This is a genomic window from Actinoplanes sp. NPDC049668, from assembly GCF_044465445.1.
Taxonomy (GTDB): domain Bacteria; phylum Actinomycetota; class Actinomycetes; order Mycobacteriales; family Micromonosporaceae; genus Actinoplanes.
In genome coordinates, this window is record NZ_JBITLR010000001.1 from 1,398,950 (window position 1) to 1,423,301 (window position 24,352).

At 71.8% G+C, this 24,352-nt stretch carries 25 protein-coding genes; 9 read left to right on the top strand and 16 right to left on the bottom strand.

Features of this window, described 5'->3' with window-relative positions; translation table 11 throughout:
• Positions 1-10 precede the first annotated feature (10 nt).
• A complete protein-coding gene (locus tag ACIBSW_RS06540; RefSeq protein ID WP_354718512.1) occupies positions 11-376 on the top strand; it encodes a hypothetical protein in 366 nt (121 codons plus the stop codon).
• Here ACIBSW_RS06540 and ACIBSW_RS06545 read toward each other — a convergent pair.
• Positions 346-1,131: a dienelactone hydrolase family protein gene (locus ACIBSW_RS06545; protein WP_354718513.1), complete on the bottom strand. Its 786-nt coding sequence runs from the start codon at positions 1,129-1,131 to the stop codon at positions 346-348. The two genes, ACIBSW_RS06540 and ACIBSW_RS06545, sit on opposite strands and share 31 nt — an antisense overlap.
• Before the next feature lie 107 nt (positions 1,132-1,238).
• On the opposite strand from ACIBSW_RS06545, the gene ACIBSW_RS06550 reads away from it, so the two are divergent.
• A complete protein-coding gene (locus ACIBSW_RS06550) occupies positions 1,239-2,675 on the top strand; it encodes a cellulose binding domain-containing protein (protein WP_354718515.1) in 1,437 nt (478 codons plus the stop codon).
• 66 nt (positions 2,676-2,741) lie between these two features.
• Here the strand turns inward: ACIBSW_RS06550 and ACIBSW_RS06555 are convergent, their stop codons facing one another.
• Together ACIBSW_RS06555 and ACIBSW_RS06560 are read right to left on the bottom strand one after the other, a co-directional pair.
• Positions 2,742-4,169, bottom strand: coding sequence for a DHA2 family efflux MFS transporter permease subunit (locus tag ACIBSW_RS06555; RefSeq protein ID WP_354718517.1), 1,428 nt, complete (start codon positions 4,167-4,169; stop codon positions 2,742-2,744).
• A gap of 119 nt (positions 4,170-4,288) precedes the next feature.
• On the bottom strand, positions 4,289-4,957 hold the full coding sequence (locus tag ACIBSW_RS06560) for a TetR/AcrR family transcriptional regulator (protein WP_354718519.1): 669 nt from the start codon (positions 4,955-4,957) through the stop codon (positions 4,289-4,291).
• A 184-nt stretch (positions 4,958-5,141) separates the two neighbouring features.
• On the opposite strand from ACIBSW_RS06560, the gene ACIBSW_RS06565 reads away from it, so the two are divergent.
• Complete coding sequence (locus tag ACIBSW_RS06565; protein WP_354718521.1) at positions 5,142-6,746, top strand: GGDEF domain-containing protein; 1,605 nt, start codon at positions 5,142-5,144, stop codon at positions 6,744-6,746.
• A 156-nt stretch (positions 6,747-6,902) separates the two neighbouring features.
• Entirely contained in the window at positions 6,903-7,694 is a 792-nt protein-coding gene (locus ACIBSW_RS06570) for an SAM-dependent methyltransferase (RefSeq protein WP_354718702.1), read from the top strand.
• A 232-nt stretch (positions 7,695-7,926) separates the two neighbouring features.
• Here the strand turns inward: ACIBSW_RS06570 and ACIBSW_RS06575 are convergent, their stop codons facing one another.
• Both ACIBSW_RS06575 and ACIBSW_RS06580 read right to left on the bottom strand, forming a co-directional pair.
• On the bottom strand, positions 7,927-8,298 hold the full coding sequence (locus ACIBSW_RS06575) for a hypothetical protein (RefSeq protein WP_354718522.1): 372 nt from the start codon (positions 8,296-8,298) through the stop codon (positions 7,927-7,929).
• Positions 8,276-8,500, bottom strand: a complete 225-nt coding sequence (locus ACIBSW_RS06580; RefSeq protein ID WP_354718523.1) for a hypothetical protein — start codon at positions 8,498-8,500, stop codon at positions 8,276-8,278. Before ACIBSW_RS06580 ends, ACIBSW_RS06575 begins: the two co-directional genes overlap by 23 nt.
• A 225-nt stretch (positions 8,501-8,725) precedes the next feature.
• On the opposite strand from ACIBSW_RS06580, the gene ACIBSW_RS06585 reads away from it, so the two are divergent.
• Complete coding sequence (locus tag ACIBSW_RS06585; RefSeq protein WP_354718525.1) at positions 8,726-8,962, top strand: DUF397 domain-containing protein; 237 nt, start codon at positions 8,726-8,728, stop codon at positions 8,960-8,962.
• Between the two features lie 50 nt (positions 8,963-9,012).
• On the opposite strand, the gene ACIBSW_RS06590 is transcribed toward ACIBSW_RS06585, so the two are convergent.
• Entirely contained in the window at positions 9,013-9,903 is an 891-nt protein-coding gene (locus ACIBSW_RS06590) for a helix-turn-helix transcriptional regulator (protein WP_354718527.1), read from the bottom strand.
• Positions 9,904-10,209: 306 nt separating this feature from the next.
• On the opposite strand from ACIBSW_RS06590, the gene ACIBSW_RS06595 reads away from it, so the two are divergent.
• Both ACIBSW_RS06595 and ACIBSW_RS06600 read left to right on the top strand, forming a co-directional pair.
• Positions 10,210-10,536 (top strand): hypothetical protein, encoded by a 327-nt coding sequence (locus tag ACIBSW_RS06595; protein WP_354718529.1) that lies wholly within the window; start codon positions 10,210-10,212, stop codon positions 10,534-10,536.
• Complete coding sequence (locus tag ACIBSW_RS06600; RefSeq protein WP_184998459.1) at positions 10,533-10,721, top strand: hypothetical protein; 189 nt, start codon at positions 10,533-10,535, stop codon at positions 10,719-10,721. Before ACIBSW_RS06595 ends, ACIBSW_RS06600 begins: the two co-directional genes overlap by 4 nt.
• Positions 10,722-10,724: 3 nt before the next feature.
• Here the strand turns inward: ACIBSW_RS06600 and ACIBSW_RS06605 are convergent, their stop codons facing one another.
• The 5 genes from ACIBSW_RS06605 to ACIBSW_RS06625 all read right to left on the bottom strand — a co-directional run bounded on the left by ACIBSW_RS06605 (position 10,725) and on the right by ACIBSW_RS06625 (position 14,864).
• A complete protein-coding gene (locus tag ACIBSW_RS06605; protein WP_354718531.1) occupies positions 10,725-11,561 on the bottom strand; it encodes a phosphoribosylaminoimidazolesuccinocarboxamide synthase in 837 nt (278 codons plus the stop codon).
• 61 nt (positions 11,562-11,622) lie between these two features.
• Positions 11,623-12,780, bottom strand: a complete 1,158-nt coding sequence (locus ACIBSW_RS06610; protein WP_354718533.1) for a PQQ-binding-like beta-propeller repeat protein — start codon at positions 12,778-12,780, stop codon at positions 11,623-11,625.
• A 111-nt stretch (positions 12,781-12,891) separates the two neighbouring features.
• Positions 12,892-13,566, bottom strand: coding sequence for a phosphoribosyltransferase family protein (locus ACIBSW_RS06615; RefSeq protein ID WP_354718535.1), 675 nt, complete (start codon positions 13,564-13,566; stop codon positions 12,892-12,894).
• Positions 13,563-14,249, bottom strand: a complete 687-nt coding sequence (locus tag ACIBSW_RS06620) for an alpha/beta family hydrolase (RefSeq protein WP_354718536.1) — start codon at positions 14,247-14,249, stop codon at positions 13,563-13,565. Before ACIBSW_RS06620 ends, ACIBSW_RS06615 begins: the two co-directional genes overlap by 4 nt.
• 84 nt (positions 14,250-14,333) lie before the next feature.
• A complete protein-coding gene (locus tag ACIBSW_RS06625) occupies positions 14,334-14,864 on the bottom strand; it encodes a TIGR03086 family metal-binding protein (RefSeq protein ID WP_354718538.1) in 531 nt (176 codons plus the stop codon).
• 43 nt (positions 14,865-14,907) lie between these two features.
• Here ACIBSW_RS06625 and ACIBSW_RS06630 point away from each other — a divergent pair, with 43 nt between their 5' ends.
• Complete coding sequence (locus ACIBSW_RS06630; protein WP_354718540.1) at positions 14,908-15,402, top strand: NUDIX domain-containing protein; 495 nt, start codon at positions 14,908-14,910, stop codon at positions 15,400-15,402.
• A gap of 35 nt (positions 15,403-15,437) precedes the next feature.
• Here the strand turns inward: ACIBSW_RS06630 and ACIBSW_RS06635 are convergent, their stop codons facing one another.
• The 4 genes from ACIBSW_RS06635 to ACIBSW_RS06650 all read right to left on the bottom strand — a co-directional run bounded on the left by ACIBSW_RS06635 (position 15,438) and on the right by ACIBSW_RS06650 (position 20,001).
• Entirely contained in the window at positions 15,438-18,071 is a 2,634-nt protein-coding gene (locus tag ACIBSW_RS06635; protein ID WP_354718542.1) for a hypothetical protein, read from the bottom strand.
• A 104-nt stretch (positions 18,072-18,175) separates the two neighbouring features.
• Entirely contained in the window at positions 18,176-18,829 is a 654-nt protein-coding gene (locus ACIBSW_RS06640) for an ApaLI family restriction endonuclease (RefSeq protein WP_354718544.1), read from the bottom strand.
• Positions 18,822-19,043, bottom strand: coding sequence for a hypothetical protein (locus ACIBSW_RS06645; RefSeq protein WP_354718546.1), 222 nt, complete (start codon positions 19,041-19,043; stop codon positions 18,822-18,824). Before ACIBSW_RS06645 ends, ACIBSW_RS06640 begins: the two co-directional genes overlap by 8 nt.
• Before the next feature lie 103 nt (positions 19,044-19,146).
• Positions 19,147-20,001, bottom strand: coding sequence for a class I SAM-dependent methyltransferase (locus ACIBSW_RS06650; RefSeq protein ID WP_354718548.1), 855 nt, complete (start codon positions 19,999-20,001; stop codon positions 19,147-19,149).
• 97 nt (positions 20,002-20,098) lie between these two features.
• Here ACIBSW_RS06650 and ACIBSW_RS06655 point away from each other — a divergent pair, with 97 nt between their 5' ends.
• A complete protein-coding gene (locus ACIBSW_RS06655) occupies positions 20,099-23,179 on the top strand; it encodes an AAA family ATPase (RefSeq protein ID WP_354718550.1) in 3,081 nt (1,026 codons plus the stop codon).
• Here ACIBSW_RS06655 and ACIBSW_RS06660 read toward each other — a convergent pair.
• Positions 23,167-24,348: an Ig-like domain-containing protein gene (locus ACIBSW_RS06660; RefSeq protein WP_354718552.1), complete on the bottom strand. Its 1,182-nt coding sequence runs from the start codon at positions 24,346-24,348 to the stop codon at positions 23,167-23,169. The two genes, ACIBSW_RS06655 and ACIBSW_RS06660, sit on opposite strands and share 13 nt — an antisense overlap.
• Positions 24,349-24,352 lie beyond the last annotated feature (4 nt).

Genomic DNA, 24,352 nt, shown 5'->3' on the forward strand with positions numbered 1-24,352 from the left:
GAGCCCGCCGATGTCAGGTACGGCAGAGCTGGTCGCGTTCTACGCCCGGTCCTGGATCAACCGCGACCGGTCCGCCGCCCGCCGGATGATCGCCCCGGACGCGGAGATCGAGTGGAACCTCGACGCCGCGGTCGACGACGAGGAGCTGGTGCAGACGCTGCACCGGATCGCCGCGTTCGCCGACTCCGTCACGGTCGTCTCGACGACCTGCGCCGGCGACCGCGCCGCCCTGGTCTACGACTGCGCCGCACCCTTCGGGACGGTGCGGATGGCCGAGTTCGTCACGGTCGCCGGCGGCACCGTCAGCGAGATCCGCCAGGTGTACGACGTCGTGGCGCTGCGCCGCTACTTCCCCGGGCTGCTGGACGAGGACTGATCCCGGACGGGCAGCACCTCGTCGAGCAGCTCGAAGAGCTTCTCCCAGTGCCGGCTCTCCGCGGGGGCGTCGTAGGCGGCGGCGTCCGACATCGTGAAGCCGTGCGCGGCCCCGGCGTAGATCTCGGAGCGGAACCGCACGCCCGCGGCGTCCAGGGCGGCCTCGAGCCGGTCGATCTGCTCCTGCGGCATCGCGTGATCGTGGTCGGCGTGCGCGAAGTACACCTGGCCGGTGATCCGGCCGGCCCTCAGGTGCGGGCTGTCCGGCTCCTCGGTGGCCAGCTGCCCGCCGTGGAAGCCGGCCAGCCCCACGATCCGCTCCGGGTACGCCCCGATGGCCCGGAACGCGTTGGTGCCGCCCATGCAGTAGCCGACGACGGCTACCGGCCCGGCCGCGACGCCGTCCTGCTCGGCCAGGAAGTCCAGGTAGGCGCCGGTGTCCCGGGTGATCGCGGCGGTGTCCAGCTCCCGCATCAGCGGCATCATCGCGCCGATGATCTCGCGGCGCTGCCCGGGGTCACCGAGCCCGGCGAGATCGATGAGGGGCGCGCGGCCGCCGCGGTAGAGCAGATTGGGCGCCAGCACGGCGTAGCCCCGCTCGGCGATCCGCCCGGCCATCTCGAACAGCCGCGGGCGCAGGCCGAACGCGTCCATGTAGAACAGCACGCCCGGCCAGGGCCCGGCCCCGCCGGGTCGCACGAGGTACGCGTCGGCGACCCCGTCCTCGGTCCGCACGTCCACCATCGTCCCGCGCATGACTGCCTCCTTCTGCTTCAGGGAAACTTAAGAACTTTCCCCTCTTTCTTTAATGCACCCACCGTAAGGATCAACTCCGTCGGTTACCCCTTCGATCGGAGTCATCCATGAAACGCAGCCGCCTTCGTCTCTCCATATACCTGACCGCGGCGCTGCTCGCGGGGGGCGGGGGCGCCGTTGCCGCGGTCGCGGCGACGGCACCCGCCGCCCCGGCCGGCGGTGGGCTGACGGCCACGTTCAGTAAGGACTCCGAGTGGGACTCGGGCTACCAGGCCCGCTACACGATCAAGAACACCGGCGGCACCGCCGTGTCCGGCTGGCGGCTCACGTTCGCCCTCCCACCGGGCACGAAGCTGGGCAGCTTCTGGGACGCCGACATCACCACCTCGGGCACCGGCTCGGTCGCCGCGAACCGCGGCTACAACGCCACCATCGCGGCCGGGGCCAGCACCGAGTTCGGCTTCGTCGTCGCCGGGCGCGGCGCACCGACCGGCTGCACGATCAACGGCGTGAGCTGCGGCGGCGCCGCGCCGACCACCGCGCCGACCACCGCACCGACGACCAACCCTCCCACCACCGCGCCGACCACGAAACCGCCGGCCACGACGCCGACCACGACGCCGCCGACCGCACCGACGACGAGCGCCCCGCCGGCCTCGGGCGGCAACGTGCTCGTGGCCCCGTACGTGGACATGGGTCTGCTCTCCGGCTCCGGGACCACGCTGGCCCAGCTCGCCGCCGCCGGCAACGTGAAGTCCTACACGCTCGCGTTCGTCACCGGCGCCGGCTGCAAGGCCAGCTGGTTCGGCGCGTTCGACCCGCGCGGCGGGCAGTTCGGCGACCAGATCAAGGCCCTGCGGGCGGCCGGCGGCGACGTGAAGGTGTCGTTCGGCGGCGCGACCGGCGTCGAGCTGGCGACCGCGTGCACCGACGTGAAGGCACTGCAGGCCGAGTACCAGGCCGTCGTCTCCGCGTACGACCTGAAGTACATCGACCTCGATATCGAGGGCGCGGCCGTGGCCGACCCCGCCTCGATCGCCCGCCGCTCGACGGCGCTGGCCGCGCTGCAGAAGGCCAACCCCGGCCTGAAGATCTCGCTGACCCTGCCGGTGTTGCCGGAGGGCCTCACCGGCGACGGCCTCGCCGTGGTCCGGTCGGCCAAGAGCGCCGGCGTCGACCTCGACCTGGTCAACATCATGGCGATGGACTACGGCCGCGCCGGACAGGACTACGGCGACCTCGCGATCAGCGCGGTCAAGTCGACCAAGGACCAGCTCAAGTCGATCTACGGCAACAGCGACGCGGCGGCCTTCAAGATGGTCGGCGTCACGCCGATGCTCGGCAAGAACGACGACAACGGCACCTTCGGCCAGAGCGACGCCCGCGACCTGGTCGCCTTCGCCTCGGCCAACCACGTCGGCTTCGTCTCCTTCTGGGAGACCAACCGCGACCGCAACGCCTGCACCGGCGCGCTGTTCCAGTGCACGAACGTGGCGCAGTCCCCGTTCGAGTTCAGCAAGATCTTCGCCGCCTTCAAGGGCTGAGATCTTCCACCCGGCCGCGCGGCGCTGAGAGCCCCCACTCTCGGCGCCGCGCCCTGGTGAGCGGGGTCAGGCCGCGACCGCGGCCTCGGCGAGCTGGTCGGCGGTCGGCCGCAGTCGCGGCGCACCGAGGGCGATCGCGATGTTGACCGCCGCGAAGAGCGCCGCGATCAGCAGGCCGCGCTCGAAGCCGCCGACGAGCGCGTCCTGCGGAACGGTTCCGGCGGCCAGCAGGCCCTCCACGTGCGAGGTCGCCACCGTCGTGATCACCGCAAGGCCCAGCACGCCGCCGACCTGATACCCCGCGTTGACCACGCCCGACGCCGCGCCGGCCTGCTCGTGGTCGACGTCCGCCACCGCCGCGATCGACGCCGGCGTGCCCACCGCGATGATGCCGATCCCGAACAGGATCAGGCCGGGCATGATCGTCGCGGCGTACGAGCCGGTGGCGTCCGCGCCGGAGAGCAGCAGCAGGCCGACCACGCTGAGCGCCGCGCCGGCGAACTGCACCGGCCGGGTTCCGAAGCGGGTGACCGCCTGCGCCGACACCACCGCGCTCGCGATCGCCGCGATGCCCATCGGCAGGAACTGCAGGCCGGTCTCCAGCGCGGTCAGGCCGCGGACCTGCTGCAGGAAGATCGCGGTGAGGAAGAACATCGCGAGGAACGCCGCGCCGTTGAGCGCGAGCGCCAGCACCGACGTGGTCAGCCCCCGCGAGCGGAACAGGCTGAGCGGCACCAGCGGGGCCGCCGAGCGCGACTCGACGCCGACGAAGGCGGCCAACAGTGCCAGGCCCCCGGCGAGCAGCGCGACCACCTGGAACGACGTCCAGCCCTGCGACTCGGCCCGGATCACGCCGAGCACGATCGACAGCAGGCCGGCAGTGCTCAGCAGCGCGCCCGCCAGGTCGAAGGTGCGCGTACCCGTCGAGGTGGCCCGGGATTCGCGGACGAAGAGCGGGACGACCGCCGCCAGCGCGACCGCGATCGGGACGTTGACCAGGAAGATCCACCGCCAGCCGAGCGAGTCGACCAGCAGGCCGCCGGCGATCACGCCGAGCGTGCCGCCGAGGCCGGCGAGGCCGCCCCAGACGCCCATCGCGATGTTGCGCTCGCGGCCCTTCGCGTAGGTCACGGTGAGGATCGCGAACGCGGCCGGCGACAGCAGCGCGCCGCCGAGGCCCTGCACCGCGCGCAGCACGACCAGCTGCTCGGGGTTCTGCGCCAGGCCGGCGCTCAGCGAGGTCACCCCGAAGATCAGCAGGCCGACGACGAAGAGCCGGCGGCGCCCGAGCAGGTCGGCGGCCCGGCCGCCGAGGAGCAGAAAACCACCGAAGAGCAGCGTGTACGCGCTGACGACCCATGGCAGCCCGGACGCCGAGAAGCCGAGGTCCTGCTGGATGTCGGGCAGCGCCACGTTCACGATCGTCACGTCGAGCACGACCATGAACTGGGCCAGCGCCAGCACGGCCAGGGTCGACCAGGGATTGCGTTGCACCAGTCCCACCTCCCACACGCGCGCCGCCCTATGCGGCGTACATGTACACCGTAGATGTACGGCGTATAGGAGAGTCAAGCGGCCATCGTGCCGAAAGGTGTGACGAAGAACGCTTGGGCTCAGCGGCGAATGCCGCGGACGCCCTGAACCAGGAGATCGAGATTGAGCGCGAAGTACTCGTCGGTGTCGCGGCAGACCACCAGGTCCGGCCCGGCCGCGATGACGTTGGGGTAGCGCTCCGGCGACAGCGACTCCAACCGCGCCCGCTTGTCGCGGATCAGCTGGTCCCGGTCCTCGCCGGCCGGCCACGAGCCGGGCGTCGGGTCGGACGCGACGAGCGCGACGATCCCGCACATCAGGAACGTGCCGACCTCCGCCGCCTTGCCGGCCGCGAAGCCCGCCTGCCGCAACTGCTCCAGCACCCGCTCGGCGACCCGCAGGCCGGCCTCGGACGCGAGGATCCGGCGCAGGGCCAGGCCCGCGAACGCGGGGTGCGGGCGGATCGCCGCCAGGAACGCGCGCAGGACGTCGTGCAGGTGCTCGTCCCAGCCGCCGTCGCCCGGCTCGGGCAGCTCGACCGCCGCGATCAGGTAGTCGGCGAGGCCGTCGAGCAGGCTGTCCTTGTCGTTGAAGTGCCAGTACATGGCCATCGGCGTCACGCCGTGCTCCTGGGCCAGCCGGCGGATGGTCACGGCCTCGAGCCCCTCGGCGTCGGCAAGGGACACCGCGCTGACGACGATCGCGTCCCGGCTCAGGCGCGTCCGGGTCGCATCGCTCCGCTTGGCCATTGGACAACTGTACGACGTACATGAGCCGGGTCCGGCGGCGGCGCGAGGCGGATCACGTCCGCAACTCTGGGATCAGTGGTCACGCATCGCTACGCTTTGGAAACAGAGAGCTATTCAACATTTGGGCTCAAGTATGGGCGCCCTGTGTCGATGATCGCGGTGACAACGAGAGAGGGGTGTGCTGATGGAGCCACGCGTAATCGACGCCGACCAGCTGTCGGCCGCCCTCACCGAGCTCGAGGACCGCTACCTCTGGGACGCCGGCGCCTCGCTCGAGCTCTCGATCGCGTACGAGGAACAGGCACACGAGCTCGGCGACGAGCGGCTCGTGACCCGCGCCCGGCTCTGCCAGGCGAACATGCTGAACCGCAAGGGCGAGGTCGCCGCCGCGGCCCGCCAGATCTGGCAGATCCACAAGTGGGCCACCGAGCACGACGACACCGTCATGCAGGCGCGCACCCACCTGGTCTGGGCCAACATCCACCGGCACCTGGGCGACGCCGCCCAGTCTCTCGAGCACTCCGTGCTCGCCGTCGAGCTGCTCGACGACAACGCGACCCCGCACATGCAGGTGTGGCACCGCGCCAAGCTGGCCGACGCGCTCGGCCGCTCCGGCTCGATGGAGGCGGCCCGCCAGCGCTACGCGCAGGCCGAGGAGCTCACGATCGAGTTCGGCCTGCCCAACCTGCTCATGGGCATGCTCAACAACTACGCGTACACCGAGTACGCGTACGGCGAGAACGCCCGGGCCCAGGCGGTCGCGGAGCGGTTGCAGGAGGTCGCCGAGCGCCACGGCTTCGAGCTCGATCCCGCGACGCTGGACACCATCAGCGCCATCGAGATCGAGAACGGGGACTACCTGTCGGCCGAGCAGACGCTGCGCGAGGCGGTCCGGCGCCACGCCACCGGCGGCTACGAGGACGCCGACGCGCTAGCGGAGTACATGCTCTCGCTCGCGCGTGCGCAGCGCTTCCTGCGGGCGACCGACCGCGCGCAGGTCAGCCTCGACGCCTCGCGCGCCCTCTGCGTCGAGCGCGGTCTCGGCGACGTACTCGTCCGGGTGCATCAGGAGCAGTCCGAGCTGCACGCCGCGCGCGGCGAGTTCGCGGAGGCGTTCGCCGTACACAAGGACTTCTTCGCCGCGCACAACGCGCTGCACTCGTCGCAGCGGGAGGCACAGGCCCGCACCCGTCAGGCGATGTTCGAGACGACCGAGGCCCGGCAGGAGGCCGCGCGGTTCCGCGAGCAGGCCCGCCGCGACCCGCTGACCGGCCTGCGCAACCGGCGCTACCTCGACGAGCAGCTGCCGGACCTGATCGAGGCCGGCATCCCGCTGACCGTGGCGATCGTCGACCTGGACCACTTCAAGCGGATCAACGACCAGCTCTCGCACGACGTCGGCGACCAGGTGCTGGTGCTGGTGGCGAAGCTGCTGGAGACCGAGCTGGCGGCGGTGTGCGCGGACGGCTTCGTGGCCCGGATGGGCGGCGAGGAGTTCCTGGCGGTGCTGCCGGGCCTCGGCGCGGCGGACGCGACCGGGCAGCTCGACGGCGTCCGGCGGGCGGTCTCCGGGTACGACTGGGCCGAGCTGACCCAGGGCCTGCCCGTCACCGTGAGCATCGGCGTCGCGGACATCGGCGACGTGCTCATACCGAGCCAGGCCAACCTGCTGTCCTCAGCGGACCGGAACCTCTACGTGGCCAAGCACGCCGGCCGCGACCAGGTCGTCTCGGGACCGCAGCGCGACGCCTGCGATCGGTCCTATCGCGACAGTGTGTCCGCGGCCTGACACCCTGTGCGCTCAGCGATTTCGGTCGAGCCACAGGATCGATAATGATCATCTTCTGCCGCTAGGCTGGCCACCTGAAGACTCTTCACGGCCAGGGGTGGCCTAGATCAGGAGGCGGTCGTGACGCAGGACAGCGGTGCCAATTCGCCGGCCGAAGTGGCGCCGCCCGGCGTCAACATCAACGTGCCGCACTCGGCACGGATGTACGACTACTGGCTGGGCGGCAAGGACAACTTCGCGGTCGACCGGGCCGTCGCCGAGGCGATCATGCAGGCCATCCCGGGCATGCGCTACATGGCCGGCGAGAACCGCAAGTTCGTGCACCGCGCGGCCCGCGACCTGGTCGCCAAGGAGGGTGTCCGCCAGTTCCTCGACATCGGCACCGGCATCCCGACCCGGCCGAACCTGCACGAGATCGCCCAGGAGCTCGCCCCCGAGGCTCGGGTCGTCTACGTCGACAACGACCCGATCGTCCTGGTGCACGCCCGCGCCCTGATGATCAGCTCGGAGGAGGGCCGCAGCGAGTACATCTCGGCGGACCTGCGTGAGCCGCAGTCGATCCTGCGCGATCAGGTGCTGGCGGAGACGCTGGACCTGACCCAGCCGGTCGGCCTGACCATGATCGCGATCCTGATGCTGTTGTCGGACGCGGACGACCCCTGGGCGCTGGTGGCGCAGCTGCGCGACGCGATGCCGTCGGGCAGCCTGCTGGCGATCACCCACCCGACGGCCGACTTCAACCCGGCGGAGATGGACCAGGCCGTCGCGGCGGCGACCGGCGCGGGCATGACGCTGGTGGCCCGCACCCGCGCGGAGGTCCAGCGCTTCTTCGGCGACTGGGAGATGCTCGACCCGGGCCTGGTTCCGGTGTCGAGCTGGCGCCCCGACGAGCCGGTCGAGAACCCCGAGGCGGCCTACTACTGGGCGGGCGTGGCCCGCAAACCGTGAGCCACCGGCGACGCCGCCTCACCCGTTCGGGTTGGGGCGGCGTTTCTGTTTTCCCCGCCAATCGCCGGAAAGGACGCGCCGGCTGGGCGTCGACCATGGAGGGTCGCTCACCCTAACCGGCCGGGCGATCCGGCACGGGGGAACCGGACCGCCCGGCCGGAGTCGGGCGACGCGCGGTGCTGCGCGCGCGCTTGGAGCGACGCCGTCGACCGGCGTCGCTCCGGGTAAGGCCTCAGGGCCGCAGTCGCGGCCGCTTCCTCGATGGCGGATGGGGCAGCCGGCCGGCCCGGACCAGCACCTGCCGGCGGGCGCGCTCCCGGCCCGCCTGGTCGATCACCATGCCCTCGACCTCGAGCCAGGTGTCGCCCTCGTAAGGGATCGGCTTCGCCCATTCGACCCGGTCGACCCGCAACGTCAACGGCCCGATCCCGTAGCAGTAGTCCGCCTCGGCGAAGACGTGCACCGGCCAGCGGGGAACGGCCGGCTGGAGGCGTCCACTGCGGATGATCGGGGCGGCCGCCGACCAGGCCTTGCGGCCGGGCGCCGCCCCGGCGCGCCGCCGGCGGGCGCAGTGGACGTGCTCAGTGATTCGCGTCGGGATCACCGCCGTCGTTTGGGTCCCCGTCGACCGGGGAAATACTGTCCGATCGGGTCAATGCATAGCGGACCCCGCCGAAACGCTGGGTCACGGTGGTGGCGCGGGTCGAGGCGGCCTCCATGCCCGACGACGGGAGTTCGTCCCGGTAGGCGAGGTTTCCACGTTCGGCCGTCTCGGATTGGTGCGGGCCGGCGTTCGGGACCGTCATGCGTCTTCCTCCCGCTCGGGTACGGGTCGTATAGGCATTTCCGCCACCGACCCGTCACTCAAAGATGTCACCCTCCGTGACCCACTTTCAGTGGGGCTCGTGCGTTATCATGCTCACAATCATGTGAGAACGCAAGGCCGAATGCACGTGCATTTGCACAGCAGGTAGCCGGCGTGACACACATCGCCGGTCCCCGCGACCGGTCAACCGTTAGGGAGCCAAGTAATGACGCGCATTGTTAATGGCATGCCCGCCGGCAAGTTGGTGGGCGTGACCTGGCAGAAGAGCGGCCGGAGCAACCCCAGCGGCAACTGTGTCGAGTGCGCCGCACTCCCGGACGGCAGCATCGCCATGCGGAATTCGCGTGACCCGGAGGGCGCCGCGCTCATCTACACCGCCGCGGAGATCGAGGCCTTCCTCGGCGGCGTCCGCGATGGGGACTTCGACAACCTGCTTCGCTGAGTCACCCGGGCGGGTGACTCACTCAAAGTGATGAAGCAGCGACCGGATGGTCAGGCGAGCCTGCCCACCTCGTGAAGCAGCTTGCCCAGGATCTCCTGGGTGTGGTTCGGCGGCTCCGCGTCGATGCAGACGCGTTCCATGGCGATCGCGTAGTGGTCGACGTCGTCGCGCTTGTCCAGATAGATGGCGCTAGTGAGCTGCTCGACGTAGACCACGTCGGGCAGCTCCGGCTCCGGGAACCGCAGGATCGCGAACGGTCCGCCCGCCGCGGCGTGGCCGCCCGCGTTGAACGGAATGATCTGCAGCCGCACGTTCGGCTTCTTCGCCGCCTCGATGAGCGTCTCGATCTGGGCGCGCATGACGTCGGGGCCGCCGATGGGCCGGCGCAGCACCGCCTCGTCGATGACCGCCCACAGCTGCGGCGGCTCGAGCCGGTTCAGGATCTGCTGACGCTGCCGGCGGAGCTCGACCCGGCGATCGATCTCGTCGGCGTTCGCGCCCGCGTGGCCGAGCAGGATGACGGCCCTGGCGTACTCCGGCGTCTGCAGCAGGCCCGGCACGAACTGGATCTCGTACGTCCGGATCAGTGTCGCGGCGGCCTCGAGGCCCAGATAGGACTGGAACCAGGGCGGCAGGATGTCGCCGTAGTGGTGCCACCAGCCGGGGTTGTTGGCCTGCCGGGCCAGGCCCAGCAGCGCCTCGCGCTCGGCGAGGTCCCGCACGCCGTACATGCTCAGCAGGTCGGCGACGTCGCGCTCCTTGAAGCTGACGCGGCCCAGCTCCATCCGGCTGATCTTCGAACCCGATGCGCGGATCTCGTAACCCGCGTCCTCCCGGCTGATGCCCTTGCCCTCGCGCAGCCGCCTCAGCTGGGCACCGAGCAGGATGCGCAGCACGGTGGGGCCGCTGTTCGGCGACTCCTCCTGCGTACCGGCGCTCACCTTGCTCCTATCGGTCGGCCTCTGGGATGCAAGTTGCAGCCCCTTCGCCCCAGAGCATCCTAAGGGGGAGATCGTTCGCCGGGAAACCGATCGATCGGACACCCCCACCACCCGCACGTGCCGGATGCACGTGCAGACGGCCTTGCGGACGCACTGGATCCCGAGCATGATATCTGACAGGCGGTTGCCAGGGTGCTGACGGAGCGTGCTGAATCTTTGAACCATTCAGCAGCGCGCTCGGTTCGCGCGCCGGCAGTCGCCACGGCCCGTCCGACGACCCGAGTCCCAGGAACCAGGAGGCTCTCGATGTCGACCCCGTCCATCGCCCCGCTGCAACGTGATCCGGCCGACGTGGCGCCGGCCGACAGCTACCAGAAGGCCGACCCCGTCTGGGTCTACCGCGACGGCTGGCGCGCCGGCGTGATCGAGGCGGCCTCACCCCGCGCCGTCACGGTCACCTACCGGCCCGGCTCCCACCGCGGCACCGGGGTGGACACCTTCACGGCCTCCCACGTGACGTCCCGCGCCGACGAGGATCCCGCCCTCGACCGCGGCGACACCAACAAGCTGGCGATGCGCCGGCCGCGCATCGGCCACGACGGCGCGTTCGCCATGGGCGGTCCGACCCCGTGACAGGGGCCGTCGCCCTCGCCGCCCTGATCGGACTGGCCAGCCTGCTCGCGGGCGTGGCACTCGGCTGGTATCTGCGCCGCACCAACGACTGGTGCGCACACTGCGGAGACCAGTTGAGCTGCGAAAGCTGCGGCAGCAAGGCGGCCTGGCCCCGGCCGAGCGAGTCCGAGACGCTGGCAAGCTGACGGCTAGCGCCAGCGGTCTCCGGTGAGCCGCTCGTAGACCTCGACATACCGGTTTCGGGTCGCCTCGACGACCTCGTCCGGGATCTCCGGTCCGGGCGCGGTGCGATCCCATCCGGTCAATGAGGACGACCAGTCCCGCAGGAACTGCTTGTCTAGGTACCGCTGCGTCCCGCCGGGCTGCCACTCGTCGGCCGCCCAGAACCGCGACGAGTCCGGGGTCAGCAGCTCGTCGCCGAGCTTCAGGGCCCCGCCGGACACCCCGAGCTCGATCTTCGTGTCGGCGATGATGATCCCCTTGGCGGCGGCGATCTCGGAGCCCCGCCGGTACACCTCGAGGGTGATCCGCCGCAGCTCGGCCGCGACGTCCGGCCCGACCGACGCCTCGACGTCGCCGTAGGTGATGAACTCGTCGTGCCCCTCACCCGGTGCGACCTTCGTGGTCGGGGTGAACACGGGCTCGGCGAGCCGGGACCCCTCGATCAGTCCGGGCTCGAGCACCACGCCGGAAACGGCGCCGTCCTTCTCGTACTCCTTGAGCCCCGAGCCGGCCAGATAACCGCGGGCGATGCACTCCACCATGACCATCTCGAGGCGCTCGCAGCGGACCGCCCGCCCGGCCCACTCCGCGGGAACATCGGTGGCGGAGATCACGTGGTTCGGCACGACGTCGGAGAGCTGGTCGAACCACCACAGCGAGAGCTGGGTGAGGATCTTCCCCTTGTCGGGGATCGCGGTGGGCAGAACCACGTCGTAGATCGAGACCCGATCAGAGGCGACGAGCAGGATGTCGTCGCCGTCGGCGTAGACCTCCCGGACCTTCCCCGAGTGCAACAGCTCCACGAGTTCCCCTTAGCCGCGTGTGACTCCAACGCCGATCACGCTATCGGACGCCGAGTCCGACTCAGCGCGCGTACCCGAAGACGGCGTTTCCCCTGGTCAGATAGATCCAGCCGGCCGTGACGACGACATTGCCCCGCTCCAGGGTGCCGATCTGCTTGCCGGACGAGGCCACCGCTCCGTTCGCCGCGTTGACGATCCCCAGTGGCTTGCCCCCGCCGACGGCCGTGTAGAGCAGCCCACCGGCCCGGACCGGCTGCCCGGTGCCGGCCCCCAAGCGCGCCGCCCAGGCGTGCCTGCCGGTTCGGGCGTTCAATGCCTCGATCCCGTTGGTGTCCACTCGGTACACCCGCCGGCCGTCGGCCGCGACCTGGGTGCTCGCGCCCTTCGCCGCCGTCCACTGCACCGAGCCGTCGGCCGAGCTGACGCAGACCAGCGCGCCACCAGCGCCGGTGGCGTAGAAGCGGTCACCGGCCGGGTTCGCCGCCTCCGCGTTCCAGGCGGTCGGCCTGCTCCACAGTGTTCCGCCCGTCGTCGCCGACACCGCCCGGGTCTCCGTGCCCGAGGTGCTGCCGACCAGCACCCGTCCGCCCGCCGACACTCCCGACGACCGGAAGTCGTCCAGGCTCCAGCGTCTCGCGCCGTCGCTCGCCCGGACGCCGATCACCTGCGGGGTGTCGGACGCCGACGCGCCGGACACCACCGCGGTCCCCTTGTCGACGACCAGCGATGCCAGCGGAATGGTGGTGATCGTGCGCCAGGCCTGCCGGCCGGTGACCAGGTTCAGTGCCATGATCGCGCCGTTCGGGTCGCTCTGCGACTGGCAGCCGTGGTTCGCCGCGAGCAGCAGCCCGCCGGCCACGGCGAGGCGCGGCGTGCTCTCGTCCTCCGGGTTCGCCCAGGTGTGTCGCCAGGACAGCCTGCCCGTCGCGGCCTGGTACGCGGCGATGCCCTTGCCGTCCGTCACGAATACCCGGCCACCGGAGACCAGCGGTTCCGACGGACCCGAGCACGACCACTGCTCCGAGGTCGCCAACGCCGACGTCCAGCGGAGCCCGACGGAGTTGACGCTGCCGACGTTGATCACCGACTCGCCCGGGTTGTAGTACGTGTTCCCGGCGCCGTAGCCGGGCTGCGCCCAGTCCTGGACGGCGGCGGCCGCGGCGGGGGTGGAAAGCGTCGCGGCGGCTAGCAGCGTGGCGGCACAGAGTCGGACATACACGGATCCTCCACAGGGGCTTTCGCGGCATTTATGGATCTAAAGTAGGCTGCCGCCGCCGAGCGCAGGGCGACAACGTGAAACGGCAAGGCTCATGGGCGACCGCCGCCACTCTTACCGGTTACGCCCTTTCGCAACTTGCATGGAGCGCGTCGCCCGGAGCAGCGCCCGTTCGACGTCGGCGTCGTCGAGTTGGCCGAAGTCGTCGTACCACTGCCCGACGGCGGAGAAGTGTTCCGGCGCGTGCAGGCAGACCACCGCGTCGGCGTCGCCGGCGAGCAGGTCGCGAGCCTCCCGGGAGCACACCGGCACGGCCAGCACCAGCCGGTACGGGTGCCGCCCGCGCAGCCAGCCGATCGCGGCCCGCGCGGTGACGCCGGTGGCCAGGCCGTCGTCGACCACCACGACGCTGCGGCCCGTCACGTCCGGCGCCGCCCGGCCGGCCCGGTAGCGGTCGGTGCGCCGGGCCAGCTCGGCGCGCTCGGCGGCGACGGTGTCGGCCAGGTCGTCCTCGGTCAGGCCGAGGTACCCCAGGATGGACCGGTCGAAGATCGGCGGGCCGTCCTCGGCGATCGCGCCGACGCCGTACTCGCTATGGCCGGGAGCGCCGATCTTGCGGGCGATCACCAGGTCCAGGTCGGCGCCGAGCCGCTCGGCGACCGGCACGGCGACCGGAACACCGCCCCGCGGCAGCGCCAGCACCACCGGCGGGCCGGCGTCGGCCGGCACCTGCCGCGCGACCTCCTCGGCGAGCGCCCGGCCCGCCGCGTCCCGATTCGCGAAGATCATCGCTGCGCCCCCGTCGCCGGCGTCCGGCGGTCGCGGAGCAGGTAGTCGCCGAACCAGCGCCCGGCCTGCTCGGCGACCTGCTCCAACGCGCCCGGCTCCTCGAACAGGTGCGTGGCGGTCGGGATGATCCGCAGTTCGGTCGGCGCCCGCAGGTAGTTGCGGGCCCGCTCGTTGAGATCGCGGACCTCCGCGTCGCGCTCACCGACGATCAGCAGCGTCGGCGCCTCGACCTCGGCCAGGGCCGGGCCGGCGAGGTCGGGACGGCCGCCGCGGGACACCACCGCACGGATCGCGTCGGGCCGCGCGGCGGCGGCGACCAGCGCCGCGGCCGCCCCCGTGCTCGCACCGAACAGGCCGACCGGCAGCGCCGCGGTACCGGGCCGGGTCCGCAGCCAGTCGACGATCCCGACCAGGCGGTCGGCGAGCAGCCCGATATCGAAGCGCAACCGCCGGGTACGCGCGTCGTCCTCCTCCTCCGCGCCGGTGAGCAGGTCGACCAGCAGCGTCGCGAGGCCCCTGTCGTTCAGCGCCTCGGCGACGGCCCGGTTGCGCGGACTGTGCCGCGAACTGCCGCTCCCGTGCGCGAACAGCACCAGCCCGCCGGCACCGTCGGGCAGCCGCAGATCTCCGTCGAGCTCCACGCCCGCCGCCGCGATCCGGCCGGCCGTCGTCCACGTGGTCATCCGCCTCTCCCTTGCCTCGTCGGACTCCGGAGGGATGAGAGCTGACCTAGGTTTTGTGCCCGCTTAGTCCGATTTTAAACCGCCTTAGCTGACCTTGCGACCCAGGTAGGCGGCCAGCCGGTCCAGGGCGGGCGCGTCGTCGTCGACCGGCTGCGGCGGCGCGAACGGGCTGCGGTCCGACCGCACCGCCCGCATCGCGGCCAGGCTGAACGCGAGGGTCTGCTCCACCACGTCCTCGGGGAAGTCGGCGTGCCGGCCGGTGGCGCGGGCGAGGTCCCAGCCGTGCACCATCACGTCGGCGATCCGCAGGTTCAGCGCGACCGCGCCGGGCACCCGGCCGAACGGTATCTCGACGACCCGCTCCAGCGCGCCCGGCGCTCGGAACGCGGCGAGCAGTCGCTCGGCGCTGTCCGCGTAGTCGTCCGGCTGCCCACCCTGCCCCGACAAGGCCGCCGCGAACAGCGCATTGCCGCGGACGAGGTGATCGACCAGGGCGCGGACGTCCCACTCCGCGCAGGGCGTCGGATCGGTCCATTGATCCGGGGTGATGCCGGAGATCAGGCGGCCGGTCCGCTCGACGACATCGGCAAGCTGGTCAACGGTTGCCTCGCTCATGTTTCCCCCCCATGTGGACGCCCTCGGAGCATACGGTCACCGGGTGCGAAATCACTCCAGCCGACGACCCGCCACCGGCCCGGACCGGCACCGCAGCATCGTCGACCTGCACCTCGTCGTCCACCGCGGCGACCCGCGCCGGATCCTGCTGCTGCGGCGGGCCAACACCGGCTACGGCGACGGCCTGCTCCACCTGCCGTCCGGCCACCTCGAGCCCGGCGAATCGATCATCGACGGTGTGATCCGGGAGGCCCGCGAGGAGACCGGCATCGACGTCGCCCCCGGCGACCTGCGGTTCCTGCACGTGATGCACCACGCGGGCGAGGTCGGCACCGATCGGATCGGCTTCTTCTTCGCCGCGTCCGCCTGGACCGGCGAGCCGCACAACGCAGAACCCGGCAAGTGCTCCGAGCTCGTCTGGGCCGACCCGCACGACCTGCCGGCCGACACGATCCCGTACCCCGCCGCCGGGATTCACCGGGGCGGACGCGGGGTCGCCTGCTCGACCTACGGGTTCGGCCCGGACATCGAGATGTGAGAGGGGGCCGGCACACCGCCGGCCCCCTCTTCTCGCTAGCGCACCAGCGCCCGCTCCCCGACCTCGAACCGGATCGTCTCCAGCGGAGACAGCGACCCGTCGATGAACTCACGCTGGACGTAGAGCGTGTTGGCGCCGGCCCGGTCCGGGGTGTACGAGACGGTGGTCTCCCACGCCGCCGAGTCGCGGGCCGACTCCTGCACCGGACCGTCGTTGACGTGCCACAGGTACTTGGTGGTCTCGTCGTTGAGGTCGTACGCGGAGAATCCGAACTGACCGGGCACCCCGACGCCGCCCTGCGGATCGCCGGAGTCCGCCGGCCACGGGTTGGTGACCTCGACGCGCGGGTTCCGCAGGTTGAGCGACACGGACTTGGTGTCGGATTCGGTGCCGTCGGCGGTCAGGCTGGTCGCGATGATCAAGACGTCGGCCCAGTCGCCGCCCCGGCCCTCGGGCACGTCGTAGGAGATGGTCGCCGTGCCGTCCGCACCGACCGGGACGGTCCGCACCGGGTCTTCCTCGCCGTCGTACTGGTTGCCGACCGAGTACCGGAGCGTGGTCGCGCCTTCCTGCGTCGCGGTGAGGGTGATCGTCACCGGCCGCCCCATCACCGCGTCTTCACCGAACGGGCCCCGCGAGGTGATCCGCGGAGCGGAGTTGACGTGGACGACGGACGTGGTCGGCGGGGTGAGCGTCCCGTCGTCCAGCCTCGCCCACACCTTGATCGTGTTGTCCCCGGCGCGGGTCGGCACCACCTCGAAGTCCACCCACGGCGCGTCGAGAGTCTGCTCCGGGCCGCCGTCGAAGCTGTAGACGATGGCCACCGCGTTCGGCAGATCCGACCAGGCGCTCACGCTGACCGGGTCGCCGACCTGCGGGTCGGAGGTGTGCACGTAGACGCGGGGATGCGTGTCTACGACGGAGAACGACACCTGGGTCGGCCGCGACTGGTTGCCCCGCCCGTCCACCGAGTACACGGTGATCGTGTAGTAGCCGCCCGCCTCCGGCGTCCACGGCAGCACGGCGCTTCCGTCCGGACCGGCGTCGATCTCCTTCTGGTCGCCGTCGCCGAAGTCGTAGCGGTAGGACTGCACGTCGGTGGTCCGCGGGGCGAACGTGAACGAGCCGGGGTGGCCGGCGACCGGCGAGTTCGGCCAGGCGAACTCGGCGGAACTGACCTTCGGCGCGTCGCTGACCCCGATCTGCACGGTGTCCGAGCCGATCATCTTCCGGCCCGCGTACGCGCGCGACACCACCGCCTTGCTGCCGACGCTGTCGAACACCAGATCACCCTCGCCCCGGCCGTCGACCGCCGGCACCCGGGTCTCCGGGCCGCCGTCGATCGCGTACCCGAACTCGGTGACCTCGGCCGCCCGCGAGTAGAGCTTGATGTGGCTGGTCAGGCCCACCCCGTTCATCTCGATCTCGGCGGACGGCGCGGTGTTGCGAACCATGTACTGGTATTCGGTCCACTCACCTCGGTTGCCGGCGGCGTCCACCGCGGCGACCTTGAGCGAGCCCGGACCCCAGTAGCGCGGGGTGATGGTGACCTTCGCCCTGCCACCGCGGTGGTTGGCGACCACGCGCTCACCCAGGCGGCCGTCGTTCTGATTCCATTCGAAGCCGGTGATCTCGGTGTCGCCGGCCGCGTCGAACACGAAGGTGCCGGGCACGCCCGGACCGCCGGTACCCGGGTAGTCAACGCTGGGGTACTTCTTGGAGAACACGATCGGCTTGGTCTTGGGCGCCGTGGTGTCGACGGTGAAATAGCAGGTCCTGCCCCACGGCCCGGCGTCGTCGTTGTCGCGGCCCTGCGCCGTCCAGGCGACGACGGTGCCGTCCGCGATCCCACCGCCCAGGCTCGGGCCCTGGGTCTCCGTGCGCTGATCCGGGCGGTCGACCGGCCAGTACGCGTACCAGACTTGGGGGCGGTCCTGCGGGTCGGCGTCCGTGACGGTGGCCTGGGCCTGCATCCGCAGACCGGCCGACGGGTGCTTGTCGATCGTCCCGCAGCCCGCGTCCGGGTACTTCAGCTTCAGCCCGCTGACCTTGGGCGCGTGGTTGGCGGCGTAGCTCATCCGCGCCTGACTCATCGTCCGGCCGATCCTGGCGTCGCCCTCGCTGCCGGCTTTGACGCGTACCTCGACCGTGACGGTCTTCTCGCCGCGGCCGAGCGCCGCCTGCACCGCGGGGATCATGTCGATCTGCACGTACGCGCCCGGGCAGATCACGCCGTTGCCGTGGGACCGCTCACCCAGCAACTCGAGTTCCTTCGGCGGGTGCTGCCACGTGGTGGCGGTGGTGACCGGCCTGGTCCGCCACACCTCGATCGGCGCGACCTGCGAGCAGTCGTTGACCGTACGCTCGTAGGTGAAGAAGGTCACCCGGTGCAGGACCTGGCCCTTCAACGGCGTCAGGTCGAAAGTGAAGTACGCACGACCGGTGTGCGTGAGGCCCGACGGGTCCTCCTTGCTACCGATGAGGTAGTCACCGGACGGGTTCGTGTCCGGTGTGGAGGGCTGCGCCTTGTCGGTGTATGCCCACGCGGTCGGCGAAAGGGTGTCGTAGTTCTCGGCCAGAGCTGGGCTGGCGGTCAAGCCGACGAGAGCCGTGCTGGCGCTCAACGCGGCAGCGGCCGCGGACAGCAGCGTCCGGAGGGTGCGGTGCATGATGTGTACTCCCCGTGTCCCCCGGATCCCCATGCCCCTGGGAAGGGAGGCAGCTATCGGGGGCGAGGGAGCCTAACATCGATGACCATGCCATGCCATCCGTGCTATTCGAGGAAGTTCGACCAGCCGATGTGTGGCGCGTCGAGCTTGAGCAACTCGGCTCGCAGGTCCACGCCGGAGTAGGCCTTGACGTAGGACCACGCGTCGTCGCCGACATACGCCTCGCCGCGGGCGCGAAACTCGGCGATGATGCGCTGCTGAATCCGAAGAGCCTGCGCCCGGACCGGCAGGTAATACATGATCCGAACCGGCACGTATCCCGCACCGACGATCGCCAGGATCTTGTTGTGCTCTTTCCTGATGTGGTCGCCATCGGTCGTGGCGTCACGCCATTTGATCTCGTGCGCCTTGTTGTCGACCTTGGTGTAGCAGTCGATCTCGAACTGTGCCGGGCTGCTGGAGACCGTGTTCGGTAGCAGCAGCCGGGACCCGTCGCCGACCTCCGACAGGCAGATCTGCGTCGCCGCCTCCAGGAGCGCACCCGCGTACTTGTACACGAATCGGCCGACGTTCTGGTACAGGTCGATCTTCGCGCACTCGGCGGCCGGCACCCCGAGAATTCGATACAGCTCCTGATGGCTGGTGTCGTCGCCGTTCAGTTCCAGGCGCCGGGCCTCCACCTGACGAGCCAGCGCATCGCGAGTGCGAACCGCGAGCTCCCGCAACCTCGCCTCGATCGTCACCGCGTAATCAACCACCGGCCGAGCTCGGTCGCCGCGTTCTCCCGCCGATGTCGCGAATGGCGGCCTCGATACGCAGCCCCACCCCGACGAACACGAGCAGACCGGCGACGGCCAGATACCCGACGTGCGGCCTGCTCGCGGCCACGAGACCGACCAGCAGTCCGGCCACGATGAACCACACGCCCGCCACCTGCACGGCGGCGCCCACCTCTTTGCTCCGCTCACCCACGGCAGCGACGATAGGCCATCGACACCCGGCCGGCGCCCCAAGCTGCAGTTGACCCACGCGCCGGGCCGCCCGCGAGTGGATGGCCCGGCGGTGTGCCCTGCGATCAGCGGGTTCCGGTGACGACCAGCATTTCGCAGGGGCCGGTGAATCCGGTTGGTCCCTCGAACTGGCCGAGTGCCTGCTCGATCTCGGCCCAGGCGGCCTCCCGCTCCGCGACCTCCAGGCCGCCGAGCATCTGGTGCAGTGCGCCGAACGAATCGCGTTCGAAGCGTACGCACTCGGCGGCGCTCGCCATCGTCACCGGCGACGGCACCGCCTCGACCGTGACGTCCCGGAACCCGGCCGCGCCGAACGCCTGCTCGGCCGCGCCCGGCGCGCCCAGGCTGAACGGGCCGGGCTGGCCCGGAAGAGGCGGCGGCAGCTGTGCCCGGCGGCGGATGATGCCGACCGGGATGGCGAAGAAGCCGTTGCGGTCGGCGGTGGAGTAGACGACCGAGGAGAACTTGCCGCCGGGCCGCAGCGCCGCGCGGATGCCGGACAGGGCCGCCTGCTGGTCCGGGAAGTAGATGAGCCCGACGCGGGAGACGGCCGCGTCGAAGTCGGCGCCGTCGAGGCCGAGCCGTTCGCCGTCGCGTTCGGCGGTGGTGACGTTGCCGAGGCCGGCGTCGGTCGCGGCCTTGGCGGCGTACTCCAGGATCGCCGGGGCGATGTCGGTGGCCAGCACCTCGCCGTCGGGGCCGGCCCGGTGTGCGGCGGCGAGGGTCTGCCCGCCAGCGCCCGCGGCGATGTCCAGCACCCGGCTGCCCTTGGTCACGCCGGCGGCGTCGAGCATCCGCTCGGTGGCCGGGCCGAGCCAGCGTTCGATGGTCGGCCCCCAGCGGTGCCAGGCCTCGGCCGCGTCCTGCCACTGGGCGCGGGTGGTCTCCTTGTACTGCCGCGGGTCGAACGTGGTGGCCATGGGTACCTCCGGTGTTGTCGGTGGGATGACACCCGTACCGCGCCAGAACGGGCCTGGCGAGCCGCCAGAAACCGGCTGGCAGGGTGACAATCCCCGGGTGGTTCTCTTCGTCGGCCGGACCGAGCCGCTGGCCCGGCTCAGCGCGGTCCACCAGGCGGCTGCGGCATCGGCCGGCCCGGCCGGGCGCCGGCCCGGCCTGGTCCTGGTCACCGGCCAGGCGGGGATCGGGAAGACCGCGCTGCTGACCCGGTACGCCGCGGACGCGACGGCCCGCGGCGCGACGGTGGTGTGGGGCACGTGCTGGGACGGCGATCAGGCACCCGCCTGGTGGCCGTGGACGCAGGCGCTGCGCACGTTGCTGGACCGGCACGACGGCCTGCGCACCGACCTGGATCCGGCGCTGGCCGCGATCCTGCCGGCGCCGGCCGCCGCGTCGCCGGTCGAGGCCGCGGCCGATGCCGGGCAGTTCCAGATCTTCGACGCGGTCGGTCGCCTGCTCGGCCTGGCCGGCGCCGCCGAGCCGGTGGTCGTCCTCCTCGATGACCTGCAGTGGGCCGACCGGTCGACGGTCGACCTGCTGCGGTTCCTGGCGCACCAGCCGCGTACCGGTGGGGTGGTTCTGGTCGGCGCGTACCGGCCGGGTGAGGCGCGCGACGTCGTCGCGGCGGCACTGGCCGAGCTCTCCAACGCCGCCGAGCTGGTGCCGCTCGGCGGGCTGCCGCCCGCGGACGTCACCGACCTGGTCCGCACGATCGCCGGGGACTCGGCGGCGGCGGACTGGGCCGGACCGGTGTACGAGCGCAGCGGCGGGCACCCTTTCTTCGCCGGGGAGTTGTGCCGGCTGCTCGCCGCCGGCGGCGACGACGCCTGGCGCGCCGCGGTGCCGGTCGCGGTCCGCGAGGCGATCGGCAGCCGGCTGGCCCGTCTGCCGGCGGCGTGCGCGGAGCTGCTGGACGCGGCGGCGGTCGGCGGCTCGGTGCTGCTGCCCGACGTGCTCGCCGAGGTGACCGGGTCACCGCCGACCACGGTGTTCGAGCTGATCGACCGCGCGGCCGCCGCCGGCGTGCTGATGTCGGCGGGCCCCAAGTTCGCACACGACCTGTACCGCGAGACGATCCTCGCCGCCCTGCCGCCGGCCCGCCGGTTGGAGCTGCACCACCGGACGGCGGTCGCGCTGGCGCACCGGTACGAGCGGGGCAGCCAGGTGTTCCCGGCGGACCTGGCCCGGCACTTCGCCGCGGCCGTACCGCTGGCCGGCGCCGGACCGGCGCTGAGCTGGGCGCGGGCCGCCGCCGACGCCGACCGGGCCGGGTACGCGTTCACCGACGCCGCCGGGCAGCTGGCCCGGGCGCGGGCGGCCGTCACCGACGCCGGCGACCGCCTCACCGCCGCCGAGCTGGTCCTGCTGCTCACCGAGGAGGCCGACCTGCGGCTGCGCGGCGGTGACGCCGGTACGGCGCGGGCGCTGCTGGACACCGCCTGGGCGCGGGCGACGCCGACCGGTGACGCCGCCCTGCTCGGCGCGGTCGCCCTTGGCCTGGACCGGATCGGCGCACGGTTCGCGATGCCGCGGACCGACCTGATCGCCGTGCTGGAGACCGCCCGGTCCGCGCTGGCCGGCGCGGGCAGCTCGACCGAGGCGCAGGTGACCGCGGCGATCGCCCGGCAGCTGCAGCATTCCGTCTCGATGGATCGTCGGCAGGCGGGTCCGCTGGCCGAGCGGGCGGTGGCGATCGCCCGCGGCCTGGACGACCCGGCCACCCTCGCCAACTGCCTGCTCGCGCAGCACGACACGCTCTGGACCGCCGGGACGGCCGGCCCGCGGCAGGCGATCGCGACGGAGATCGCGGAGCTGGCCCGGCGCACCGGCGACCAGGAGCGGCACGCGCAGGCGCTGCTGCTCACGGCGACCGCGCAGCTGGAGTCGGGTTCGGCGGCGTTCCGGGCGACGCTGAGCCAGTACCGCTACATCACCGAGCAACTGCGCCAGCCGCGCCAGACCTACAACCTGCGGATCCGCGACGCGGCGCTGGCCCTGCTCGACGGCGACATCGACCGCGGCGAGCGGCTCGCGGACGAGGCCGCCGCACTGGGCGAGGCGGTAGGCGACGGCGACACCGGAAACGTGCGGATGTCGCAGCGGCTGGAGATCACCCGGTGCCGGGCCGACCCGGCCGAGCTACGGGCGACCGCCGCGGCCGCCGTCGACTGGTGGATCGGCGCACCGGCGCACGCGCACGCCGTCGCCGCCGGCTTCTTCGCCCGGGCCGGTGACCTCGGCGCCGCCCGCCGCGAGGTGGACACCGTGCTGGCCCTGGAGGACTGGCGGACCGACCGCTCGTACCTCTGGTCGGTGTTCGTCGGCGAGCTGGCGACCGCCGCGATCGCCCTGGCCGACCGGCCGCTCTGCGCGCGGCTGCTGGACGACCTGCTCCCGCACGCGGAGACCTGCGCGGTCAACGCCGCCCTGGTCTGTTTCATGGGCGCACACGCACACCGGGTCGGGCTGCTGTATGCGGCGCTCGGCGACCAGCCGGCGGCCGACCGGTGGCTGCGCCGGGCGCTGGAGGTGCACCGGCAGCTCGGCGCGCAGGCTTGGGAGGCCGAGACCCGGGCGGCGCTGGCCGGGCTGCCGCTCGCGGACGGGCCGGTCACGCTGCGCCGCTCCGGCGATCTCTGGACGGCCGGCTTCCGGGGGCACACCGCCTATCTCCGCGACGCCAAGGGCCTGCACGACCTGGCGACCCTGCTCGACCGGCCCGGTGCGGCCGTGCCCGCGGTGCAGCTGGCCAACCGGGCGTACCCGGCGGAATCGAGCGGCCAGGACCCGGTGCTCGACCGGCGGGCGCTGCAGGAGTACCGGCAGCGGCTGGCCGAGCTCGCCGAGGAGCTGGACACCGCGCAGGCCCTGAGCGACGAGGCCCGCCGCCGGCGCGCCACCGACGAACGGGAACAGCTGCTCGCGGAGCTGCGCCGGGCCACCCGGCCCGGCGGGGCCTCCCGGCCGCTGGGGCCGAGCGCCGCCGAGCGCGCCCGCAAGGCCGTCACGGCCCGACTGCGCGACGCCATCCGCCGCATCGCCGAGGTCCATCCCGACCTCGGCGACCACCTGGACCGCACCGTCCACACCGGCTCCACCTGCCGGTACGACCCGCAGGGCGAAGGTCAACGCCGATAGGTACGGGTGGAGCTGTACTTGACGTTGCCGGCCTTGTCGTACGCCCGCACCCGCACGGTGAACTTCTTGCCGTACTTCTTCGGGTTCACCGTGAACGAGTAACCGGCCTTGGTGTCGGTCGCCACGACCTTGCCGTTGACCAGCAACTGCACCTTGGCGATCCCGTACGTGTCGCTCGCCTTGGCGGTGACCGTGAACTTCTTCTTGACCTTCGCCTTGTTCTTCGGCGCCTTGGCGATCGACACCGTCGGCACCTTGTTGTCCACGATGAGGGGCCGCCGCACGACCCGCTCGTTGCCGGCCGCGTCGATGGCGCGCCAGCCGAGCGTGTACTTCCCGTCCGGCACGTCCCGGCTGTCGATGGTGACCGTGCGGGAGTTCGAGCCGTAGATCCGCTGTTGCAGCGGGCTGTCCAGCAGGGCCTCGAAGGCGACGAACGGGCTGGCGTCCTTGAAGCCGGTCAGGGAGACCTTGAAGCTGCCCCGGACCGCGCCGCCCGCGGTGGTGCTGCCGGTGATCACCGGCCGGTCGTTGTCGACGGTGACCGTCCTGGTCAGCGCCGTCACGTTGCCCACCTTGTCCCGTACCCGGACCGTCATGTCGGTCTTGCCGTTCGGGAGCTTGGCGTTCCAGCCCAGATCGAGGTTGCCGCCGCCGGTGAGGTCCTTCGACGAGACCACCACGCCGCCGACGATCAGCTCGGAGCCGAGGACGAAGACGTCGTCGTCCGCGTCGACGGCGAGTTCGCCGCCCTGGCCGATGTAGCCGTCCTTGCGCGGGAAGCGGACGGTCAGCCCGGTCGGCGCGTTGTTGTCGACGTGGACCGTCATGCCGTCGGTGGTCGACGAGCCGGTGGCCGTGGTGGCCCGGGTACTCAGGTCAACCAGTCCGTCGAGGCCCCTGGTGTCCCAGTCGATGCCCCAGGGCGCGGCGGTGTCGGTGCCGACCTCCGTGCCGTCGGCGAACAGCGTCAGGCTGGTGACGGCGGACAGGTCCTGGCCCTGCCCCGGAAGGAAGGTCACCGGCGTGACGCCGCCGACCCAGAACTCCTCGGTTTCCGCGAAGACCTTCGGCACCGAGCCCGCGGCGAGCGCGGGTGGGGCGGCGATCAGCGAGGCGGCGAGTGCGGCCGCGGTGACCAGTCCGGTGTGCCGGAGTTTGAGGTACACAGCA